The following is an 18,434-nucleotide window of genomic DNA, read 5'->3' on the forward strand; positions in this document are numbered from 1 at the left end:
CGACGGAGTAGTTCGAAGCCGTCGCAAAGAGTTGCTGCACCTAAGTGGGCAATGCCGTTTGTCCCGCAAATGTCCCACTTTTGTCCTGCTATTGTCCTCCACTTGTCCTTTTGTGAGCATGTCGCATTTCACCCAACTCCGAGGTAGGAGCAGCTACCGGGCGGCGCTTGGTGTAGCGACATCAGATCCAAGGGCCATGCGCTCACGCGCTGGCCTGTACCACAGCCGAGGGTCACGACCTCGATCTACGGGCAGGTTACCAACGCCGCACCCTGCGCGCATGATGACAAGGCCATGCGTAAGCCGTGCTCACAGCACGCCACCAGCACGCGCACCTCATGAACTACGCCACCATAGCGGCGTGATGCCATGATGCTGTGTGTGCCCACGCTCGAGGACGCGCGCGGGCGTTTGAAAGGACTTAGGGACCGTATAACAGGCCTGGTTGGAGCGGGGCGCAGCACCCCGGTTTCTCGGCGAAGATATATTCTTTAAGGGGCTTCCTCCCCACTCGTGAACACCGAGGCCGTCTCCAACTTGGTCATTGACAATTGATCGTGTCTCGAAGGAATATCCAAAAGCTGCGTAGGGCGCATCGACGTAAGGTCGAAAGGGCAATGCCCACCTCCGTCATGTAACAATAGATGCGCCAATGCCGAATCTTGAAAACCTGAAGAAACAAGCCAAGCAGTATTTGCGTTGGCATCATGAACGGTACTATCCCGTTGCTGCCGAGATCCGGGCCACCTTGCCCCGTTTTCGGCATCTCGATGACAATGAGATACTGGAAGCTCGCTTCAAACTCAGTGACGCACACGAACTTGTAGCGCGTCAGCTGGGATTCGACGGATGGCTGGCGCTCAAGTCAGGAGTCCAAGCTATGAGCACTCAAATCAGAGAAACGATGGTTCGCCCGGTTCTCAGTTCCACCTCGGCCCAACTATTCGTGACCGACATTCAGGCGTCGTGCGATTTCTTCACTGATAAACTCGGTTTTACCGTCGACTTTGTCCACGGCGAGCCGCCATTTTACGGACAGGTTATCCGCGACAAGGCGCAACTGGCATTGCGGCTGGTCTGCGAGCCTGTATTTGTTGGCGATATCCGGGAACGTGAGCATCTGCTCTCTGCTTCGATCACGGTCGATGCCGCTGACGAGATCAAGCGGCTCTTCCTGGAATTCCAATCGGTTGGCGTGCCGTTTCATCAGACGCTCACGAAGGAGCCGTGGGGAGCCAGAAATTTCATCGTGCTGGATCCAGACAGAAATCTCATACTGTTTGCCGGTCCAGCGGAATAAAGATCCGGAGACAAGCCGTCAAAACCGATTCGTTTTCGGAAACCTGTCAAGCGAAAACAGCCGTTTTGACAGAGTAAACGAAGATATTTTTGAGGTCTGAAAGGCATGGAATTGCAGTCCGTTGAATGGTTAACGGAGATGCGGTTTCAGCAGGATCTCGACAGAGGGTGTTGACGAGAAGGAAATCTTACGATTCTTATTCGCGTGTTCCCTCTATTATATATTCTCTGAAGGTTGCAGGGCGGGCGGCGCCAAGCCGATCCGACCCCGAGCACCTGCGCACCGAGCCTATTATAAGTACAGAGTAGAGATAGCGGATCTCACGTTTGTGTCTCCTCCAAACCAGTGCGTCGCCTGTCCTGCTTTTGTCCAGTATTTGTCGATTTCGACTTCATTAACGTATCAAGTCGGCAGGTCGTCCCGAGGTAACCCATTTTGGTGTATAGCTCACAAACCCAAAACCTGTGATTGTATTCTATTCACTGAGGAGGACGATGGTTATGAAGACGATTAGAGAAATCCTTTGGTCAAAGCTTGGGCACTGCATGCGTTGCATGCGATTAACTTTTCATGTGGCTGCGGCTATATCAATCATTCTTGTCGCAAATGTATATTTTCTTGAATGGTCATGGGTCACAACAGTTATAAGCATTGCTGCGGCTTGTGCTATAACTCTGTGGTTTCTGCATATTTTCGCGTTCGCAACGAAAGCATCGTCCTATCGTCCGGATATCGATCGTCGCTCCGGTCACTATTTATCACGACGGCAACTGACCCGCCTATTTGGGCAATTTTTAATAGTGGCTGCTGTGGCCAGTGCGACGCCAGCGTCAGCACAAACTTGTTCCGATGGAAGATCGCCATGCTTTTCTGGGACATGCTGCGGCAGCGGCCAAAAGTGCTGCTGCGATTATCCTACGAGCAAGTATTGCGAAACGAACGGCACCCCATGCACGTGTTGAGGTGATAATCGCAACTCTATCATAGACCAGGGGTTCCGGTTCCGAAACGGCAAATCCGGCCATAAGTGAGAGTTGCCCGTATGAAACCAGCTTACGCTTCTGGTCGATCTCGACCGTCCTAGAGAGGGCAGTCGACCGACTGCTACGGGCGCGAAGCCGACATTGTGAATAGCGTCCGGCGCGATGACCGAGCTACCGGCAGGTCAACTGGGTTTGGAACTGATTGCCACGTGCTGTCCAACGGGAGAAGCTCACCTCTAATGCGGAATCTTCTGGACGTACCTGTATCCGTTTGAAGATCCTAGAGCCTTTCTCGCCCTCTCCCGACCATTCATAATTGGAATCAGCGGACTCGGCATAAAAGTAAGCGACACTATTTTCAGAAGCGATCAGGCCTCCCATTAACCCCTTCAGCGTTTCGTGCCTATAACCGTAAATCTTCCAAGGTGGGAGAGTCCGCCATTCGCCTCCAAGTTCTTTGTAACGAAGATGGAATTTTATCGTGGACGGACAGCGGTTAGAAACTCGAAATGTGTATTGTTCTGGCGCCTCCTCGGCCTGGGGAGCAGGAGCAGGCCTTTGGCGAGGCGCCGGCCGGTTTTCCGCCGGCCGCGCTTCCTCAGGTTGCGCTACCTTTTTCTTCGGCGGGACGTCATGGGCTGTGGCGGTGTATGTGCCCAAGAGATTCTTCATACAGCCGTAAAAAACGCTTTCCAAAACCGCGGAGGAATTCCCATAGACTGTCGGGGCGTGCCCCCCTGCGCCCGTCCTGATGGTCACCCTGTAGGGGCTTTTGTTAACGAAAACCATGCAGCCATCAGCCTCTCGCTTGGTTAGCACAATGTACTGGCATCCAGATCCACTGCAGGTTTGCGCTTTGGCTGCGGTAGCAATACCAAGTAGGATGAGGGAACTGATCAGCACAATTGAGGCACGAGTAATACTCATCTTATCTCGCACTGCCCATCCCAGGAGCATCGCGTCCAATCGTTGAAATCGTCGTCCGCTGATCGCCCCGGATCGGCCGTTCTGCGCCAGCAAAGATCATCACCACCGTTGCCGGTGCCTGAGAATGTTTCTGAGTACCCAGCGGACATGTTAGCAACCCGCTTAATCACCTCGTTAAATTTGCAATCGTCATTTCGACCCTGCGCGATTTCAACGAGAGGCAAGTAATCCCAAGCATTCATAAAAAGAGTGATGTCTGCGCGAGCGGTCCCCTGCATCAGAAGAAGCGCTGAGATGACACCGACGAAACGCAGCCAAATCATCGTGGACCTCCGTCCCGACCCAATAAAAACTAGCCAAGCGCAAGTACGTCCTATGTTGTTATACTATGGCTTGCTCCACGTTTAACTGCAAGGCAAATCATCGCGGAGCGTGGATCGAAGCTGCGGCCCCCAAGACTTCATTTTGTCATCGGCGATCCTTACCCATCTGGGGGGGACCGCCTGATTAGCCAACGATCTGGGTCTTGGATCGTGAAAATTGGATATCCCGGTTTTCAGCGTGTCTGCAAAACTGTACCGAAATCGTCCTATCGCCACCCAATTGGATCGATTGACAGCCGCTAGACACAATCGCCTCCTGAGTACGGGAGGCGATTTCCACTCTCTCCATGGGAGAAGGGCAAAATCATGGATGCATGGAAGGTGGTGTTGATAGCCGCAGCAATAGTGGTCGGTGGGTTCGGATTTGGGGGCGCCCAGACGTCTGATCCTGCGCTGAACTGGCAAATTTCAGCGGGCGCGATTGGGTGGCGTGTCAACGTGCATACGGGCGAAACTTGGTACTGCAACACTAGTTCGACTTCAGGTCCTTATTGCGCGAAGGTAAATAAGATCTTGATTAGCGAACGTATGACGGCGGCCTTCGAGTCGCCGTTTTCATTTGGAGCATCACGAGTGAAGATCTCAGCGGAACTGCATCAGAGCCCGGTGTATGTCCAGATATAAAGGTAGTGTTACTGCTTTTTCGGCGTAACCCAGAGAAGGTTGGGCGGGCTGCTCTTCAGCTCATTTGCTGTCGGCTTCTTCAAGACGGTATAACCGCCCGTTTCAAAAACTTTGCTGACCTCGCTAGGAGAAGTATTGAATTTTTTGGCGAGATCCAAAGCGAATGTTGCGTCCTCCGGTGCGACTTCGATTTGATATGATGCGTCGCTTGCTGGTAAAAAGTCTGCTGCCCAATCCACAGTATCGCGAGCGTTTTTGATCCCAATAACAGCATCCTCAGCTGTCGGGTATTTCGTTGTCCCGAGGCTTGAAACCGTATTGATCTGATCTTTAAATTTCGAATTGTCTGCCACAAGCTGCGCGTTCTCAGATTCCAGCTCGGCGACCCGCGCTTTCACCTCTCCCCACTCGAAGGCTATCGTTGTCCACTTTGGCGTTGTGAGTAGAACCACACCTAGCAAACCGTAGATTACTATTGCAGTGGTAATGTTCTTCCTGATCCAAGTCGTCCGCACTGATGCGGACGTCATCGCGACGCCGATGAGCAAACACAGGACCAGTGTTGCAACAAGGACCCAAGCAGTCACGGATTCTGGTGTAAACATTGATGCATTCCTCCCCCCAAAGAACACATCACAATCCTTTGCTTGGGAAAGTGCAATATGGCTACGGTGAAACTCCGTAATCGGCGAAGCTGCGTCGCAACTCCGTATCTACATTTGCCTGAGCTCTCAATATGACGGAACCCAGTCCGGATAGAACGGCCCTCAGTTCCTTCGCATCCGCCAACGCAGCTTTGATACCTGATCCATCGATGTCTGGTTTGGCGGTGATAGACAATGACTCTGCCATCTGTTTTCCCACGTCGGCAGACTGTCGCAAGATTTCGTCCATTACTTGCGGAGAAGCGCCGGCATTGGGCAAACCCGTCTTGATGCCGAAATGTTCCTTGGCATTGAAGTTTGGATCAGCACCCTTGCCCAGCCAGAATTCCTTACTGCCCAAATACCCGAGCATGCGTTGCAACTGCTCTTTGTTCTTGCCTTGCTGCACGACCTGCGCTTCGAACGAACTCCCCGGCGTGTAAGCGAGACCTTCGGCCATCAGGCCAGGTGCAGCGGCAAGGCTGAGGCTCTTGGCCTTCAACATCAACGCAGCAAACCATCCTGCCTTTCCGCCATTGTCGTTCTTCCCATCAATAAGATCGCCAGCACCAGATCCTCCGGATTGCATCGCAGCAGCACGTTGCAAAGCAGCCGCAGCGGCATTGAGGTTCGTGCCGGCCGTGACGAGCCCATAAACAGCGGAGCCGACCTTGTAAGCTCCGAAGCCGGCGGCCCCTATGCCGCCGATGGCCAGTCCCGTAGACACTGCGGGATCTCCTGCCTTTATCATGGCTGCGAACTGGTTCACCGCACCGGAGATGGCGTTCAACCCCGGCACAATCACCGGCATGGCTTTCTCGCCAATCGATGCTGCAAGATTGTTGAATGACTCGAGGAAGCCGCGATAGGCGACGAAAGGATCTTCGTCCTTCGCTCGGTCTGCTGCGTTGGTACCCATTGACCGGCCGTACAGTCCTATCAGTCGCTCCACTTGGTCACTCTGAGTGATCATACGGGTGATCATGCCGGTGGCCATCGAATTACGCGACAGATTGGCCACGGCCTTAGCGACATCGGTATCGTTGTTCATGTCGATGCCATCCGCCTTCAGCGCTGGCACCAAGTAACGCTTTACCCATTCATACGGGTTTGTACCGAACAGAGAGCTATTGACCAGTTCGCCCTTGCCGGGTCCCTTCCGGATGTCCAAGCGGGCTTGCTCTGCGATGTTGACTTTGCTGGCGGAGTCGTTCGCACCGGTCACAAATGCCTTGAAGGCGCTCGAAAGGGCGGTGCCGAATCCCTCGGCCGTCATATCCTGCATGAACGCCGGCGCTGTCGTCATCAGGAATTCCGTGCTCAATCCGGGTCCTGCAATCTTCGCGCGACGCGCCATGTCAAACAGCTTCCCCGGATCCAAGTCTGCTCCTTCGATCTGAGCGGCTTTGGTCAATCCGTCGATAATGTCGAGGACGTTCTGCACGCCCACTGCACCATTTGAGTTTTTGCCGAGATTGTCGATGCCACGCAGCATGCGCATAAGTGAATCGCTGGCTGCATCAAGGCCTTTGGACGACTGCAGGGTCACCATTGCCCGCACCATTCCGTCCAGTACCTCGAGCCCGCGCGGTGTAGAGCCCATCGTGTTGCGGGCAGTGCGAGCCATTTCCATTATATCGGTAATGCCGACCGACGGATATTTCTGAGAAAGCGCGCTCGAGCGCTCGTAAATCTGATCCTGTTCGTTCTGTGGAATGTCTGCCATACGCTGACGGAAATATTCACGCTGACGTTCGGATGATGCGGTCAGCGCTTCCCGGCCGAGCGTACCGGCCATATAGATCCCACTATAGGCACCAGTCGCGATATAGGCAGGTCTGAGGGCCATTCGCATAGCTTGCACTATCCGACGTGCTTCCTTCTCCGTGGAGCGCATGCCCTGTCGTACCTGCGCGAGGTGGGACAGCGTTGCGACCTTCCAGGCACCGATCTCAGATTTCCTCAAGGCGGTACCGACATTCTTGGATTGCAAATCTTTTTGCAGTCGGTCCCACGACCGGCGCACCTGGTCGAATTCCTTCGCCGATGCGCCGATCTTCTCCATCTGGCGCTGAAAGCTCACGCCCCAATTTGCACTCGCCAACCGGCGGGCGTGCTCCTCGATCTTCTTCATCGATCCCGTGACGTCTGTGGCAGCCTTTTTCGCCTTACCGGACATCTCGTCCTGCAGCCGTAGAATGAGCTGCCCCAGAAAAGTTTTTGCCATTGATTGCTTCTCCTTTGAGGAATTTTTAGAGATTATCCCCGAACAATAGCTGGAAACTCTAAATATCTGCCCAATCTTTGCCTCCAATATAGGGGAAATAACGTGACGCCCAATCCGCTACCAAAGAAAAAGAGCAAGCGGAAAAGCCACCATACGGAGCGTTATCGTGGGTCGAAATTGCTGGTCGAACGCTGGACCAACGCAAAGGCCGCCCACGTGGCGTTCTTAACGGGAAAAGGCGTGCCCTCTACCGAAATCGCAAGAATCCTAAACGATGGTGTTCATCCGGCGACGATCCGCGCCATGTGGCGCCGATGGCGACTTCCGATGGCGCCGACGGGTGGTCGTCATCCGGCGGCAGTTCCAATCAATCTGTACGCGGATGAGCGTGGCCTGCTTGCAAAGCGCGCCAAGAAACTCGACGTAACTCCCGAAGAGTATCTTCGCCGAATTGCAGTATGTGCAATCTCGGATGATCTCTATGCTGCAGTCACTGATGGAAAGTTCGATAAGAAATAAACGGGGCGGTCTGAAAGTCCATGGACGGCTTGTTTTTGGAGGTCGGCCGCATGCTCGCGGCCGGCGTGCTCACCATGATGGTTGGAATTGGGGTGATCAAGACCAAATGAAGCGGCATCAATCATTCATCAAAGACCTCGGGGCGCTTGAACTCATCAATTTCGAAATCTCTGAGACCGGTCAAGTTATTACCAAACATTTTCAAAACATAGTCAGATGGAGGATTGTCCAAATCGAAATAACAGCCAGAGAAAACGGGTTTCAAAGTGACGACGATGTGCTCGCATCCTGTGAAATCACAGTTATGAAACTCAATGGCTGCATCCCCAGAAGAATTGATGTGGAGGATCTCGCAATCCAAAAAACTGGCTCCGCGCAGTATTCTTAACGGGTAGCTAATCAGGCTTCGAGCGAATTTGCACTCTTCGAAGTAGTTGAGCCCCCCTGCGTTGAATCGCTTACCGGAGAAATCGCAATTCTTGTATGTTACTCCGGTCAAATTCTCATAAAAAATAGGGTAATCTTTGTCTTTAACGTCGACTTTGACCTTGATACGCTTGCCGCGTTTTTTTCCAATCTCATCAAGGTAGTGGATAGCGGTTCTAATTGTCCGCTCATCATAGTCTCGATCAGCGACAAATTCACTGAGAAGGTCTATCGCCTCAAAGCGGAATGTTTCGGTTTGCGCCGTGGCAACGTAATGGAAAAATGCTGTCCCGGCCATTTTCTGTGCTTCGGATTGGTTGTCGGCAATAAGGGCGCTGGACCTTTCGAGAATACTTGCGAGGTTTGTTTCTTCCGCGGCCGCGATCTGTCGTTCCGTCAATTTGAACTGCTTTTCAGTGTATTCCATTTGTTGCTGTACACGCTCTCCTTGGCGGAGGGCTTCTCGGGTCTGGCGATGGTCGAGCATGCCCTTCCAGACAGCGAGTGGCAGACCAATCACGCCAGCCACAAACAAACCGAGCTTCGTTACAGTCTCGGTCCGTTCCGTAAAGGTCCCAATTTCGCCTGTGATGATCTGGTAAATCGCCCAAATTCCGAACGCCACCACAATGCCCGCGAAAGCTATCATGGCGACCTCGGGCCCATCAATTCGATGCTCTCTGCGTTCGCACTTGTGTTCCATTTGGCACCCCCAGCAGCGCTGCTAGCTGTGCGACGCTATCAAATTCCATCAACTTTGAAAGGTGTCGCATAAACGACGTCGATGCACGCGGTGTGCCGGTCTACAGGAACATCGCGATAAATACGTGGCACGCCAACCACGAGGGCAACGGCGGGTGGTCTTACACAACTTTCCGGCGCCGCCGCGATCGCGCAGCGGAAATAATCGCATTTCGCCTAAATGAGGCGGGTATTGCGGTCTGGTAGGGATTGACTCTCTGCCTCATCCTATCGCAGTTAAACGCGGGGTTGGGGCAGATAAATGTTAGAGATTCGTTACAAGTTACAGTATACAGGCGACGCCGCCGACGATCATCGTCTACCTGCACATGATGGAGCGACCTCTTTAGAGGGAATTACTTGGTCGTTTGCGCTCTTGGGAAATTACCTCGCGACAGGCGACATTAGGAAGCGAGGTAATCTTGATAAGAGAGTTCGCTTTTACCTCGCCCCCGCCAGCAGGGGAAGTTTTACTAATGAGGTTATTGCTTTCGTCACGGAGCCGCAAAGCCTTTTCCTCACTTCTATACTGGGTAGTGTTGCTGTAGGCGCTATCACCACCGCTTTTACGGGATTCGTAAAACACGCAGTAACTAAGGTGTGTGGACTGCAGGATGATGATCATGCTCAGTTCATGCGGGTATTGGATCGATTTCCTTCTGGCGATTTGGAGGCTAATTTCGATGCCATAGAGCCGGCTATGTCCAGGGCGCATAACGTCATTGGGTCTGGCGCAGCCGAACTAAATATAATCAAAGGCCGGACGCAGCTTTTGAAGCTCGACACTATAACTAAAAGTTACGTTAACAGTAATTTCGAAAATCCTGAAAATACAATTCGAACTGTTAGCGTTGGAGCCCTGAACGCGAATACAGGGAACGGCAGGGTTTATGACGTGGAAACCAAGAAAACCATTCCCTTCACGGTGGACAAAGAGCCTAGACCGGGTACGTACGCTGTTCTTTCGTCGAGTTTGGATCGCTATATTGGTGGACTTCCCAGCAACATTAAGGTCACGTGTCGTGAGATATATTCCCATGACGATCGGATAAAAAAGTTGAAGATATTTTCCGCGAACAATCTCAAAAGTTCAGAGCACGGCTAGAAAAGGCCCGCGAAATTCAGTCCACCGAGTGCGAAAGCTCCCCAGAAAAGCACTCTTACGAGTGTCATGGCCAAGCTCGGGCGCTTCTGATCCTCGTCCGCCGCCTCGAGCTTCGGGACATGACGCAGGTACAACCTGTCCTCATACGGTTGTGCGACTGCGGTTGAATCATAGGAAATGCCTCGCTGGTCTTTCATCCTGTGGCCAAATGCATGGCTTGCCTCGAACGACTCCATCTCCGCGCCGTACTTCTGCTTCATGCCGGATCCTGTGATCATGGTTTCTCGCTCGAGACCTGAGATCGGTCCAATTTGCGCTGACGGCGGAATGATTGCCACCTTCTCAACCTGTCGCGGCACGCCATTATCCTGGAGCAGGGATATCAGCGCTTCACCCACACCCATGGTGGTAATTTCCGCCTTCACGTCGACTCGAGGGTTCGGGCGGAAAGCATTGGCCGCAGCGCGCACATTGCGCTGATCGCTCGGCGTGTAGGCACGTAGAGCATGCTGAATGCGGTTGCCGAGCTGCGCGAGCACGGTATCGGGCACGTCCGCAGGAGATTGCGTCACAAAGTACACACCGACGCCCTTCGAGCGCACCAGCCGCACCAGGCGCTCGATGCTCTGGACGAGAGACTTCGGTGCTTCGTTGAAAAGCAAATGCGCCTCGTCGAAAAAGAACACGAGTTTCGGTTTGTTCAGGTCGCCGGCCTCGGGCAGCCGGCGGAATAATTCGGTCAGCAGCCAGAGCAGGAACGTTGCATAAAGCTTGGGTGCTTCCATCAACTGATCGGCATGCAGCAAATTGATAACGCCACGACCGTCGGCATTCGTCTGGATGAAATCGAGGATATCGAAAGGCGGTTCGCCGAACAGGTTCGCGCCGCCCTGCGCCTCGAGGGCGAGCAAATTGCGCTGGATGGCTGAAATGGATGCAGCAGTGACATTGCCGTGCTCCTTGCAGACATGTTCGCGGTTATCAAGCATGTCTGAGAGTGTCCAGCGCAGATCGTCCAGCGTGAGCATGTAGGCCCGCTCTTTCTGGGCAATCCGGAACGCGATCTCGATCGCGCCTTGCTGCGTCTCGTTCAATCCCAGCATGCGGGAGATCAGTTGCGCGCCCATTTCCTGCACGCTGGTGCGGATCGGGAGACCACGACGCCCGAAGATGTCCCAGAATTCGACAGGGAACCGGTTGGAAGCGAATTCCCGGCCCATGGCGCGTGTCCGCCACGCAGCATCGCCCGCGTCGTCCCCAGACGCAGCCAAGCCCGAAAGATCGCCCTTCACGTCCGCTGCGAACACAGGAACGCCGTTGCGGGAGAATTCCTCAGTCATTCGCTGGAGCGTGACGGTCTTGCCGGTGCCGGTGGCGCCGGTGACGAGGCCATGGCGATTGGCAAATTTGAGTGGGAGATTGATGGCGGTGCCGGATGCTGTAATGCCGAGTTCGAGTTTCATGATTTCCCCTTTCCCAATCCGCTCAAACCATTGCACGAAGAAACATCACCATGCGAGGGTCCTCGCACCCGAGAAAGTCCAAATGCTCAAGGAAGTAGGCCGTCTTGGTACGGACTTCGGCCAGATCGCGAGGAGTATACTGCAGGAGCTCTTCAAGCGCCGATTGTTCTGCCGCGAAGGCATCCTGCAACAGCCCGTCTTGTCCGCTGGCGATGTCTACCTGGGCAAGCCTATCCCCATGAAATCCGATTAGTGAAGGAAGCGCTGCAGCTTCGGTGAAAGGAGAGGTACTGGCCTTCTCGGAAATACTTGGCATGCTGTTGCTCCTTCAGCGATATCGGTGTAACATAATACAAATTGCATGACATTAACCAAAAGTCAATACAAATTGTATGAGGTTGTAATGGTGATGAGTGTGGCGCAGATTCGAGCGGCACGGGGTCTTCTTGGCTGGTCCCAACAACAATTGGCCGAAGCCGCTGGCGTCGGCCGTGCGACAATCGCAGATTTTGAGACGGGCAAGCGGACGCCCTATGCTCGCACGATCGAGGAGATGCAACGCACTCTAGAATCCGCGGGTGTGATCTTTTTGGAGAGCGGTCAAGCCGTGACTGGCGGTGAAGGTGTACGGCTTTCCAACGAATAGTGCTGTGCCAAACGCGGGGGCGCCGGAGCGCCCCGCACGCAATGCGCATATCAATCCGCTTCCGAAGAAAACTCAGGAATCCGACGCTCGGGATTGATGACAGTGCCGTCAGGTGTCCGTCCCCCTCTTGGAGAAGCAGAAGATAGCTCCCAACCTGACGGCTGATCGGATAGCTTGAAACCGAAGACATTGCCGAGAGGTTCGCAGTCTTCGCGTGAGAGGCTGCTGTTGTGCGGCCGGTAAACCTTCAAACTCTCCTGATGCGCGTCATGCGCCTGCTTTCCTTCGTCCGTGTCGAGCCGGAGAGCATAGCCCATTTCGATCGCAGCTTTAGCAACCGCGACGTCGAGATCAATAGTAGAGTTTTTTGCCTCCAGTGTAAGCCTGCCGAGTTCGTCCTTAATGTAAGAGAAGTTCTTCACCACAAAGAGTCTGACGTGGGTTTCCGGCTGCTGCACTACAGGTGTGTAGATCGGCGTTCCAAGGATCTCTGCCGGCGCCTTGCCTTGTCTTATCGCCTTGGCGCGATTCCGTAGGCGATCGATGACAAGCAATCGAGCCGCCTCCGATGCCGGCGCAGGAACTTCACTTCGTTCTATGCGTACGCCTGGCCAAGCGTCGGTAATATCAACGCGGAAAAGTGCGCTCTGGCGCTTGAAATTCACTCCATAGTCGAAAGTCTCGGGTGCGACGTGTGCTATGGATTCCGCAAGAAGGGCGGAAACGATCTCGCGAGCCGATGCGTGACCATGCCTCTCTTCGCGACCATCGGGTCGAGCACCCTGATTGTATACTGCTAAGTCCTCGGGCAAAGTCTTGCGCATCTTGGATATGATCACGCCGACCGGTTTGAGTGCCGCATCGAGGTCCTGTGCAAACTTCTCGATGTCGTCGGCAATCTTGTCGAGTGTTCCTGCATTCTTGGCGCGCTGATCCGCGGCCTGAGCGGCCTGGAGCCGCTCTCTGGCGGAAAACATCAACTGGTCGATTTCAGCAACAACGCTATCATAGGTCGAGACCTCTCCTTCCCATCGAGCAATTTCTTGGTTGAACTGGTCGATGCTGGTGTCGGCACTATCGATCAACGCAAGTTTCCGCTGTTCGCGTGCCTCGTCGGCGGCTCTCAGGGCCGCCGCTTTCCGCGCATCGATATCTGCGCGCTTGTTGGTAAGCGTCGAGATTTCGTCCTCGATCGCCGATACTTCGGTATTTCTTGGACGGTTTTGAATATTTTTCAGACGGGGCATTCTCAGTTCCTTTTCGGTTGGGATGTTGAAGCGGCAATCTGCTCAGGTATTTTTGCCGGCTTCCGTGTCTTCCAGGAACGATCGCACGATCGCCTGAAATTGCTCTGGTGTGTTGGTGGTCTCGAACGAGACGTAGAACGCCAGCGTTCTAAATTTCTTCCCTTCGTCACTGGTGATGATCGCCTTTACTCTCGCGGTTGCAGCGTCTTCAGCGTCCTCGATCATGGGATGCCTCCTCTCTTTCAGTTGTTGGTAAAAGGCGTCGCTATAGGTTTGGCGTAGGGGGATTCGACGCGCGCGGAATTGAATGACGTTAGAATCCTCGGATTGTTTTTGGTCAGTTGGCATCAGGAGCACCCTTGTCGAGGTTTGGAATGTCGCGAGCGATCGCATCTGCGATCCAGCGGTTTTCGAGGAGTGTTTGGCAAAGGGCGCGAAACAGGGATGGAGGAAGGCCTTGTTCGATTACTGCAGCAGCGAGAATCGGAAAGTCCGCCGCATAGGCCGACTGCGATATTTCTTGCTGCCATTGCGCAGGATCCTTGATGCGATCACGGGCAAGCTCCTGATCCGATACCGCCTCGGCAAAAGTCAGCGACTTGGCCGTTGCCATCGAAACAACGACGCCGCGTTTTGGTTGGGTGTCATCGCTCACAGCTGGCCTCCCGGTTAACCTCTAATGAAACTATTCGTGAAAGACTCCTGAGTGTTTCCGCCGAGTCATCACGACGGTTACCCATGGTCTCTGACCGCTCGCTTGCCACCGGCTTGGGGGCGGTTTGCGTTTGTGAGGGCCGGACCCTGACGGTCGGCCCAACGTTGGCGCCAACGATGCTGTCACTACAGCTCCTAGGGCGGGGGAGGCCTTCCGGGCCGCCCCCCTGACAAGCGCAGGTCATGCCGCACCGTCCGAGCCGCGGTAATGCTGGGAAATATTAAGTTCTCGGGAGACAGCGTCAGCGAATGCAGCAATCTCAGATTCGATCATCTGGACGCTGAGACCCGAGGCGAGCATTTCCTTCCGGATCCGGTTTACGAGGCGTGTCCAATGCGCCTTGCCCTGCGAGTAGCTTTTTGCGTTGAGGGCTTCCGCCGCGTCGTTGACTAGCTTGCGTCGACGATCGAGCGGAAAAGCATGAACGGTTGCTGGCTTGCGATGCGTGAAAAGGTCAAGCTGCATCACCGCCTCCGTATTCATAGGTATATTCAAGGGTAAAGGGACAACAGGTGTCACCATGATTTGGACAACAGGTGTCACCATGATCGTTTGCGACCGGCAGCAGTTCATAGGGACAACAGGTGTCACCATGACTTTCGCCCGGAACCCATGTTTCGACTGGCAAATCCTTGGGGACCGCAAGCCGGATTAATCGGGAACGGACGAGTTTGCCGTTTCGCGATCGCCTCCATCCTCGCTCTGGGATGAATAGGCCAAGCGCGCAAAGTGATGCCATGTCGCGCTTGATGGTCCGCTCTGAGCACCGACCGGCGCGCATGGCTATTGTTTCGTTGGTCGCCCAGAATGTTCCGGTGTTCCAATGGATGAACCGGTCAACAATGGCCATGACTCGAAAGCTAATACCGGCCTGGCTACACACCTGCATTGCTACTGCATGCCACGCTTCGAAAGCTTCCTTCCGAGCCTTACCTTCCTTGGGCCAGATAAGTGGCAGGCAGGGACGCGGCACTAGGGCCGTTTCCTTTGGTAGGCTGGCCTTCTCTGACGAGGGCACGAAGACGCGCTGCGCGGTCTCCTTTGGTGTTTTAGGATGCGAGGCCTTCATAGCGCCCTCGCATGGATCAGCCTGGCTTCTCTGACGGCCTGGCCGGCTTCCTCGATCGAAAGACCGAATCGCTCATGCAGAACAGACAGCACGGCAGCTGGCGGCCTCTTCTGAGAGGCTAGCCAGCGGGCAGCAGTCGTTATCGTTAGATCGCAATGGCAATGAGATATTTCCAGCATCACCCCGCCCTTCCCGCGTTTTGCTCAAATCTGGTGGGCAAGGTGTCGAGGAAAGTACGAGCGCTGGGTTCAATTTGGCCAGATTTACCGGTGCTGAGACGGATCAACGCTTCGCGTGACCGACAGAAGCCCTCCGATGCCCATGCTCTTCCACACCGCTTATTTTTCGCACGCTGCAAAATCCATTGGACGGCCATGTTGCATTCGACGATCCGCCAACTCTCGTTGAGAATAACGACAACCTGGCGATAGCTGTCGTCGCTCTCTCGATGGCTGTTCATGCAGCCACCTTGTCGCGCTGTGCGATACGCGACGCGATCCATTTATCAACTTCAGCAGCTACGAACGCTTTACGGCCGACTGTAACTTGTAGGGGTTTGGGAAAATCGGCTTCTTTGGTTAGGAGCCATAGGGCCGTTCGACCGATACTGAGGCGCTTCGCGACCTCTTTGATGGTAAGCAGTTCCATTTGTGTCCGATCCTCTTTGTTAAGGTTCGGATACGTAATTTCACCATTTTTGAACTAGGAACAACATGGAGAAAATGGGGTTACTTTTTGGCTGTGCTTTCACCATGTAGCTCGGTCATCAAAGTTCGAAAAAACTCCGTGGACTTTTCGTCATCTTCATTCCGCCGACGGGGATAAAAAAGTCTGATGGCGTGTTCCGCGGCCCCCAACGGTACTTTGTGCTGCAATACGGGTTCTGTTGCCGCGATAAGGAACCTTACAAGTGGGCCGCTCGGTGTTTGTATATCTGGCGCGTCTTTTGTAGTGGTAGAGCTGCGAGCTATCCGCCTCCCGCTGTTATCCCAGAACTCCAACAGTCGGGTGGACAGGAGACGCGGGAGGACTGAGGGCCTGCCTTTCGGAATTAAGTTTTCGTGTTCCTTCTTCACAAAATCCAGAAAGTCGATCGCCACCAGCAGATGACCTCGCAAAGTAACTGGATCTCCATCCTCAGCAAAATCTCGTTCGCGATCGTCATCATTCTCATCTCGATCTAAGTCGAGTTCGAGAAGTAGATTCTCCGCGGCAGTAGCAATACGGGCATTACGTGCTAAATCGGCTTGTATGTGTTTCTCGTTATGACTTACCCATTCAGTAACGATCCGCTCGACGTGCGATACCTCGCGATGTTCGCTGGAACGCCCAAGAGTGGCGGCCAGCCGAGCCCTCATCTCGTCCGAATACTTGAAGTTTTCGGTCATCGCCTGGCACCCGCGATATCAACAATTTTGGACGACTTGCTTTTCACGATCGCAATGATGTGCTCCGCCCACATATCGAGCGCCCTGCGCTTCTCGGGTTCATACGCAGCGCGATTGTAGACGCCGGCTACTCCCGCCCTGAAACCGCTGATATGGTTGAGTGTGGCTTCAACGATATGCGGCATGACTCCTATTCCGGCCATGCCAGTCGCAACTGTGCGCCGGAGATCGTGGGGCGTCCAGGGCATCCCCAAGAGTTGAAGTTTCAATCGCGCTGCTTGGGCAACTGCGTTCGGCTCGATCGAATTGCCAATGCGGCTGAAGAGCGATGCATTCCCTTCTTCATCGACCGTCTCAAGTGCGGCCGCGACAATTGCAAGGGCTTCATCCGACAATGGAACCACGTGCGTGAGCCCATTCTTGGTGCGCACGCCTGGGATCGTCCAAATGGCCTTCTCGAGATCAATCTCGCTTCGCACTATTCCGCAAACTTCCCCAGAACGTTGACCGGTCAGCAAGAGCAGGCGAAAGATCGAAACGGTATCCGACAATATTGGAACCTCGGACAATGCTTTCCAAAGCGTACGAATTTCATCATCAGAAAGCACGCGCTCGCGCCTTGTCGGCTTGGCTCGTGGCTTGACGCCTATCACAGGCGATGATTCGAGATAGTCGTTCTCGACGGCCCAATTGAATGCTTTTCGGACGACTGCGAGGATTTGCGTGGATTGGGCCAAAAAGCCTGCGTCTGCCTTCGATTCAATGATGTCGAGAATGTCTCGACGCTTTACAGCCAATGCCTTCATATCGCCGATCTCGGGATACACTTCAACCTTCAGCAAACGTTCGTCCTCGGCCCAAGTTCGCTTGTTCCGTTTGGCATACTTTTCAACGTAGAGCGCACCGAGTTCGCGGACAGTCATTGAGTCTCGTCTCGCTCGTTTCTTGCCAGCAGGATCCTCACCATCCGAGACCGCGGTTACCGCACCAAGGGCTTTTGCCCTCGCCTTTGCAAGATCGATTGCCGGAAATTTACCGATCGTCACTCTCCGTTTTGCGCCGTCACTTTCACGGTGATAGACAACAGTCCAGGATTTCACGCCCGTTGGTGAGACTCGCAACACCAGCCCGCGTACAACATCATCCCAATAGTCGGTCCGAACATCGACCTTCACTGTTTCAACGAAACGTGCTGTAAGATTTTTCCTGCCCGCCACATCAACCTACTTACAAAACATTAGAATTTTCTCTCAGGGTTCCAACAGGGTTCCGTCGCGACGGAACACGCCAAAACTGGAACGAACAATGCAGAACACATTTCACTTGTATTTACAACATGTTATATAGTTCATAAGCGTTTTTATTGTCCGTCGGTGTTCGCTGGATTGCCTCTTTTAATCAGTAGGTCCAGGGTTCGAATCCCTGCGCGCTCACCAAGAACTCCCAAGAAAACAACACTTTAGCGAAGGCATTGGCGCGCAAGCCAAATGCATGTGGCAAATTTGGGCACATTTTTGGGCACAGGGCCGACCGCCCTGCCCTCGAATCGCGTTCCTTGGCCAGCTGCGCGGCAGGAAAGTGGCATTAAGCCCGAAGTGTCAGGTAGGTTTGGCAACCAATCGCGATGACGGCGAACAGGCACCCGATCCAGCCGAGATGGAATTGCAACGACTCGATGAGCAGTTCGCGCGGCGACGTTCCCTTGATCGTCCGCCCTTCCCATTTTACGCCAAAACTGCCCCAGTACAGGATCACCGCAGAAAGCAGCCCCGTCGCCTGGCTGATCAGGTTCACTATCGTCTCATGCGCCACGTTCCGAATCTCCAATTGATGCAGAGAGAAGGAAAACGCTGAAGGGGATGCGGACGCAAGGCTGGCCAATCCTTAAATTTACGGACTGGTCGGCACTCTGCAATTTTGCATAATGTTCAAATGGCGGTGCCGTGCTCCTGTTCATCGCCGACTTTAGTACAGCCTTTTCAATGCATTGATCACGAAACCAGGCCGCCGCCTATGTGATATGGCAG

The 18,434-nt window shown here is 53.9% G+C and carries 18 protein-coding genes; 4 read left to right on the plus strand and 14 right to left on the minus strand.

Annotation, left to right across the window (positions count from 1 at the left end):
* Positions 1–652 precede the first annotated feature (652 nt).
* A complete protein-coding gene (locus BLM14_RS09210) occupies positions 653–1,300 on the plus strand; it encodes a VOC family protein (RefSeq protein WP_099999088.1) in 648 nt (215 codons plus the stop codon).
* A 1,906-nt stretch (positions 1,301–3,206) separates the two neighbouring features.
* Here the strand turns inward: BLM14_RS09210 and BLM14_RS09225 are convergent.
* The 3 genes from BLM14_RS09225 to BLM14_RS09240 form a co-directional block, all read right to left on the minus strand.
* Complete coding sequence (locus BLM14_RS09225) at positions 3,207–3,533, minus strand: hypothetical protein (protein WP_099999091.1); 327 nt, start codon at positions 3,531–3,533, stop codon at positions 3,207–3,209.
* Between the two features lie 692 nt (positions 3,534–4,225).
* Positions 4,226–4,822, minus strand: coding sequence for a hypothetical protein (locus tag BLM14_RS09235; RefSeq protein WP_099999093.1), 597 nt, complete (start codon positions 4,820–4,822; stop codon positions 4,226–4,228).
* A 61-nt stretch (positions 4,823–4,883) separates the two neighbouring features.
* Positions 4,884–7,088, minus strand: a complete 2,205-nt coding sequence (locus tag BLM14_RS09240; RefSeq protein ID WP_099999094.1) for a hypothetical protein — start codon at positions 7,086–7,088, stop codon at positions 4,884–4,886.
* Positions 7,089–7,190: 102 nt separating this feature from the next.
* Here BLM14_RS09240 and BLM14_RS09245 point away from each other — a divergent pair, with 102 nt between their 5' ends.
* Entirely contained in the window at positions 7,191–7,607 is a 417-nt protein-coding gene (locus tag BLM14_RS09245) for a hypothetical protein (RefSeq protein WP_099999095.1), read from the plus strand.
* 121 nt (positions 7,608–7,728) lie between these two features.
* Here the strand turns inward: BLM14_RS09245 and BLM14_RS09250 are convergent, their stop codons facing one another.
* Positions 7,729–8,736, minus strand: a complete 1,008-nt coding sequence (locus BLM14_RS09250) for a hypothetical protein (RefSeq protein ID WP_100022262.1) — start codon at positions 8,734–8,736, stop codon at positions 7,729–7,731.
* Between the two features lie 300 nt (positions 8,737–9,036).
* On the opposite strand from BLM14_RS09250, the gene BLM14_RS09255 reads away from it, so the two are divergent.
* Positions 9,037–9,879: a DUF7947 five-stranded beta-barrel domain-containing protein gene (locus BLM14_RS09255; protein WP_099999097.1), complete on the plus strand. Its 843-nt coding sequence runs from the start codon at positions 9,037–9,039 to the stop codon at positions 9,877–9,879.
* Here BLM14_RS09255 and BLM14_RS09260 read toward each other — a convergent pair.
* Together BLM14_RS09260 and BLM14_RS09265 are read right to left on the minus strand one after the other, a co-directional pair.
* Positions 9,876–11,342, minus strand: coding sequence for a helicase HerA-like domain-containing protein (locus tag BLM14_RS09260; RefSeq protein ID WP_099999098.1), 1,467 nt, complete (start codon positions 11,340–11,342; stop codon positions 9,876–9,878). The two genes, BLM14_RS09255 and BLM14_RS09260, sit on opposite strands and share 4 nt — an antisense overlap.
* 22 nt (positions 11,343–11,364) lie before the next feature.
* Complete coding sequence (locus BLM14_RS09265) at positions 11,365–11,658, minus strand: hypothetical protein (RefSeq protein ID WP_099999099.1); 294 nt, start codon at positions 11,656–11,658, stop codon at positions 11,365–11,367.
* Between the two features lie 45 nt (positions 11,659–11,703).
* On the opposite strand from BLM14_RS09265, the gene BLM14_RS09270 reads away from it, so the two are divergent.
* A complete protein-coding gene (locus tag BLM14_RS09270; RefSeq protein ID WP_237143500.1) occupies positions 11,704–11,988 on the plus strand; it encodes a helix-turn-helix transcriptional regulator in 285 nt (94 codons plus the stop codon).
* A 50-nt stretch (positions 11,989–12,038) separates the two neighbouring features.
* On the opposite strand, the gene BLM14_RS09275 is transcribed toward BLM14_RS09270, so the two are convergent.
* The 8 genes from BLM14_RS09275 to BLM14_RS09320 form a co-directional block, all read right to left on the minus strand.
* Positions 12,039–13,235: a hypothetical protein gene (locus tag BLM14_RS09275; protein ID WP_099999101.1), complete on the minus strand. Its 1,197-nt coding sequence runs from the start codon at positions 13,233–13,235 to the stop codon at positions 12,039–12,041.
* A gap of 42 nt (positions 13,236–13,277) precedes the next feature.
* Positions 13,278–13,460 (minus strand): hypothetical protein, encoded by a 183-nt coding sequence (locus tag BLM14_RS09280; RefSeq protein ID WP_099999102.1) that lies wholly within the window; start codon positions 13,458–13,460, stop codon positions 13,278–13,280.
* A 112-nt stretch (positions 13,461–13,572) separates the two neighbouring features.
* Complete coding sequence (locus BLM14_RS09285; protein WP_099999103.1) at positions 13,573–13,890, minus strand: hypothetical protein; 318 nt, start codon at positions 13,888–13,890, stop codon at positions 13,573–13,575.
* Positions 13,891–14,130: 240 nt separating this feature from the next.
* Positions 14,131–14,415, minus strand: coding sequence for a DUF6074 family protein (locus BLM14_RS09290; RefSeq protein WP_133123857.1), 285 nt, complete (start codon positions 14,413–14,415; stop codon positions 14,131–14,133).
* A gap of 1,060 nt (positions 14,416–15,475) precedes the next feature.
* Positions 15,476–15,667, minus strand: a complete 192-nt coding sequence (locus BLM14_RS09305; protein ID WP_099999107.1) for a helix-turn-helix transcriptional regulator — start codon at positions 15,665–15,667, stop codon at positions 15,476–15,478.
* An 80-nt stretch (positions 15,668–15,747) separates the two neighbouring features.
* Entirely contained in the window at positions 15,748–16,407 is a 660-nt protein-coding gene (locus BLM14_RS09310; protein ID WP_099999108.1) for a hypothetical protein, read from the minus strand.
* Complete coding sequence (locus BLM14_RS09315) at positions 16,404–17,624, minus strand: tyrosine-type recombinase/integrase (RefSeq protein ID WP_099999109.1); 1,221 nt, start codon at positions 17,622–17,624, stop codon at positions 16,404–16,406. Before BLM14_RS09315 ends, BLM14_RS09310 begins: the two co-directional genes overlap by 4 nt.
* A 367-nt stretch (positions 17,625–17,991) precedes the next feature.
* The gene (locus BLM14_RS09320; RefSeq protein WP_133123856.1) at positions 17,992–18,201 is read right to left on the minus strand and encodes a hypothetical protein; all 210 of its coding nucleotides are present in this window, start codon (positions 18,199–18,201) and stop codon (positions 17,992–17,994) included.
* Positions 18,202–18,434 lie beyond the last annotated feature (233 nt).

Origin of the sequence: Phyllobacterium zundukense (assembly GCF_002764115.1) — a bacterium.
GTDB classification, from domain to species: domain Bacteria; phylum Pseudomonadota; class Alphaproteobacteria; order Rhizobiales; family Rhizobiaceae; genus Phyllobacterium; species Phyllobacterium zundukense.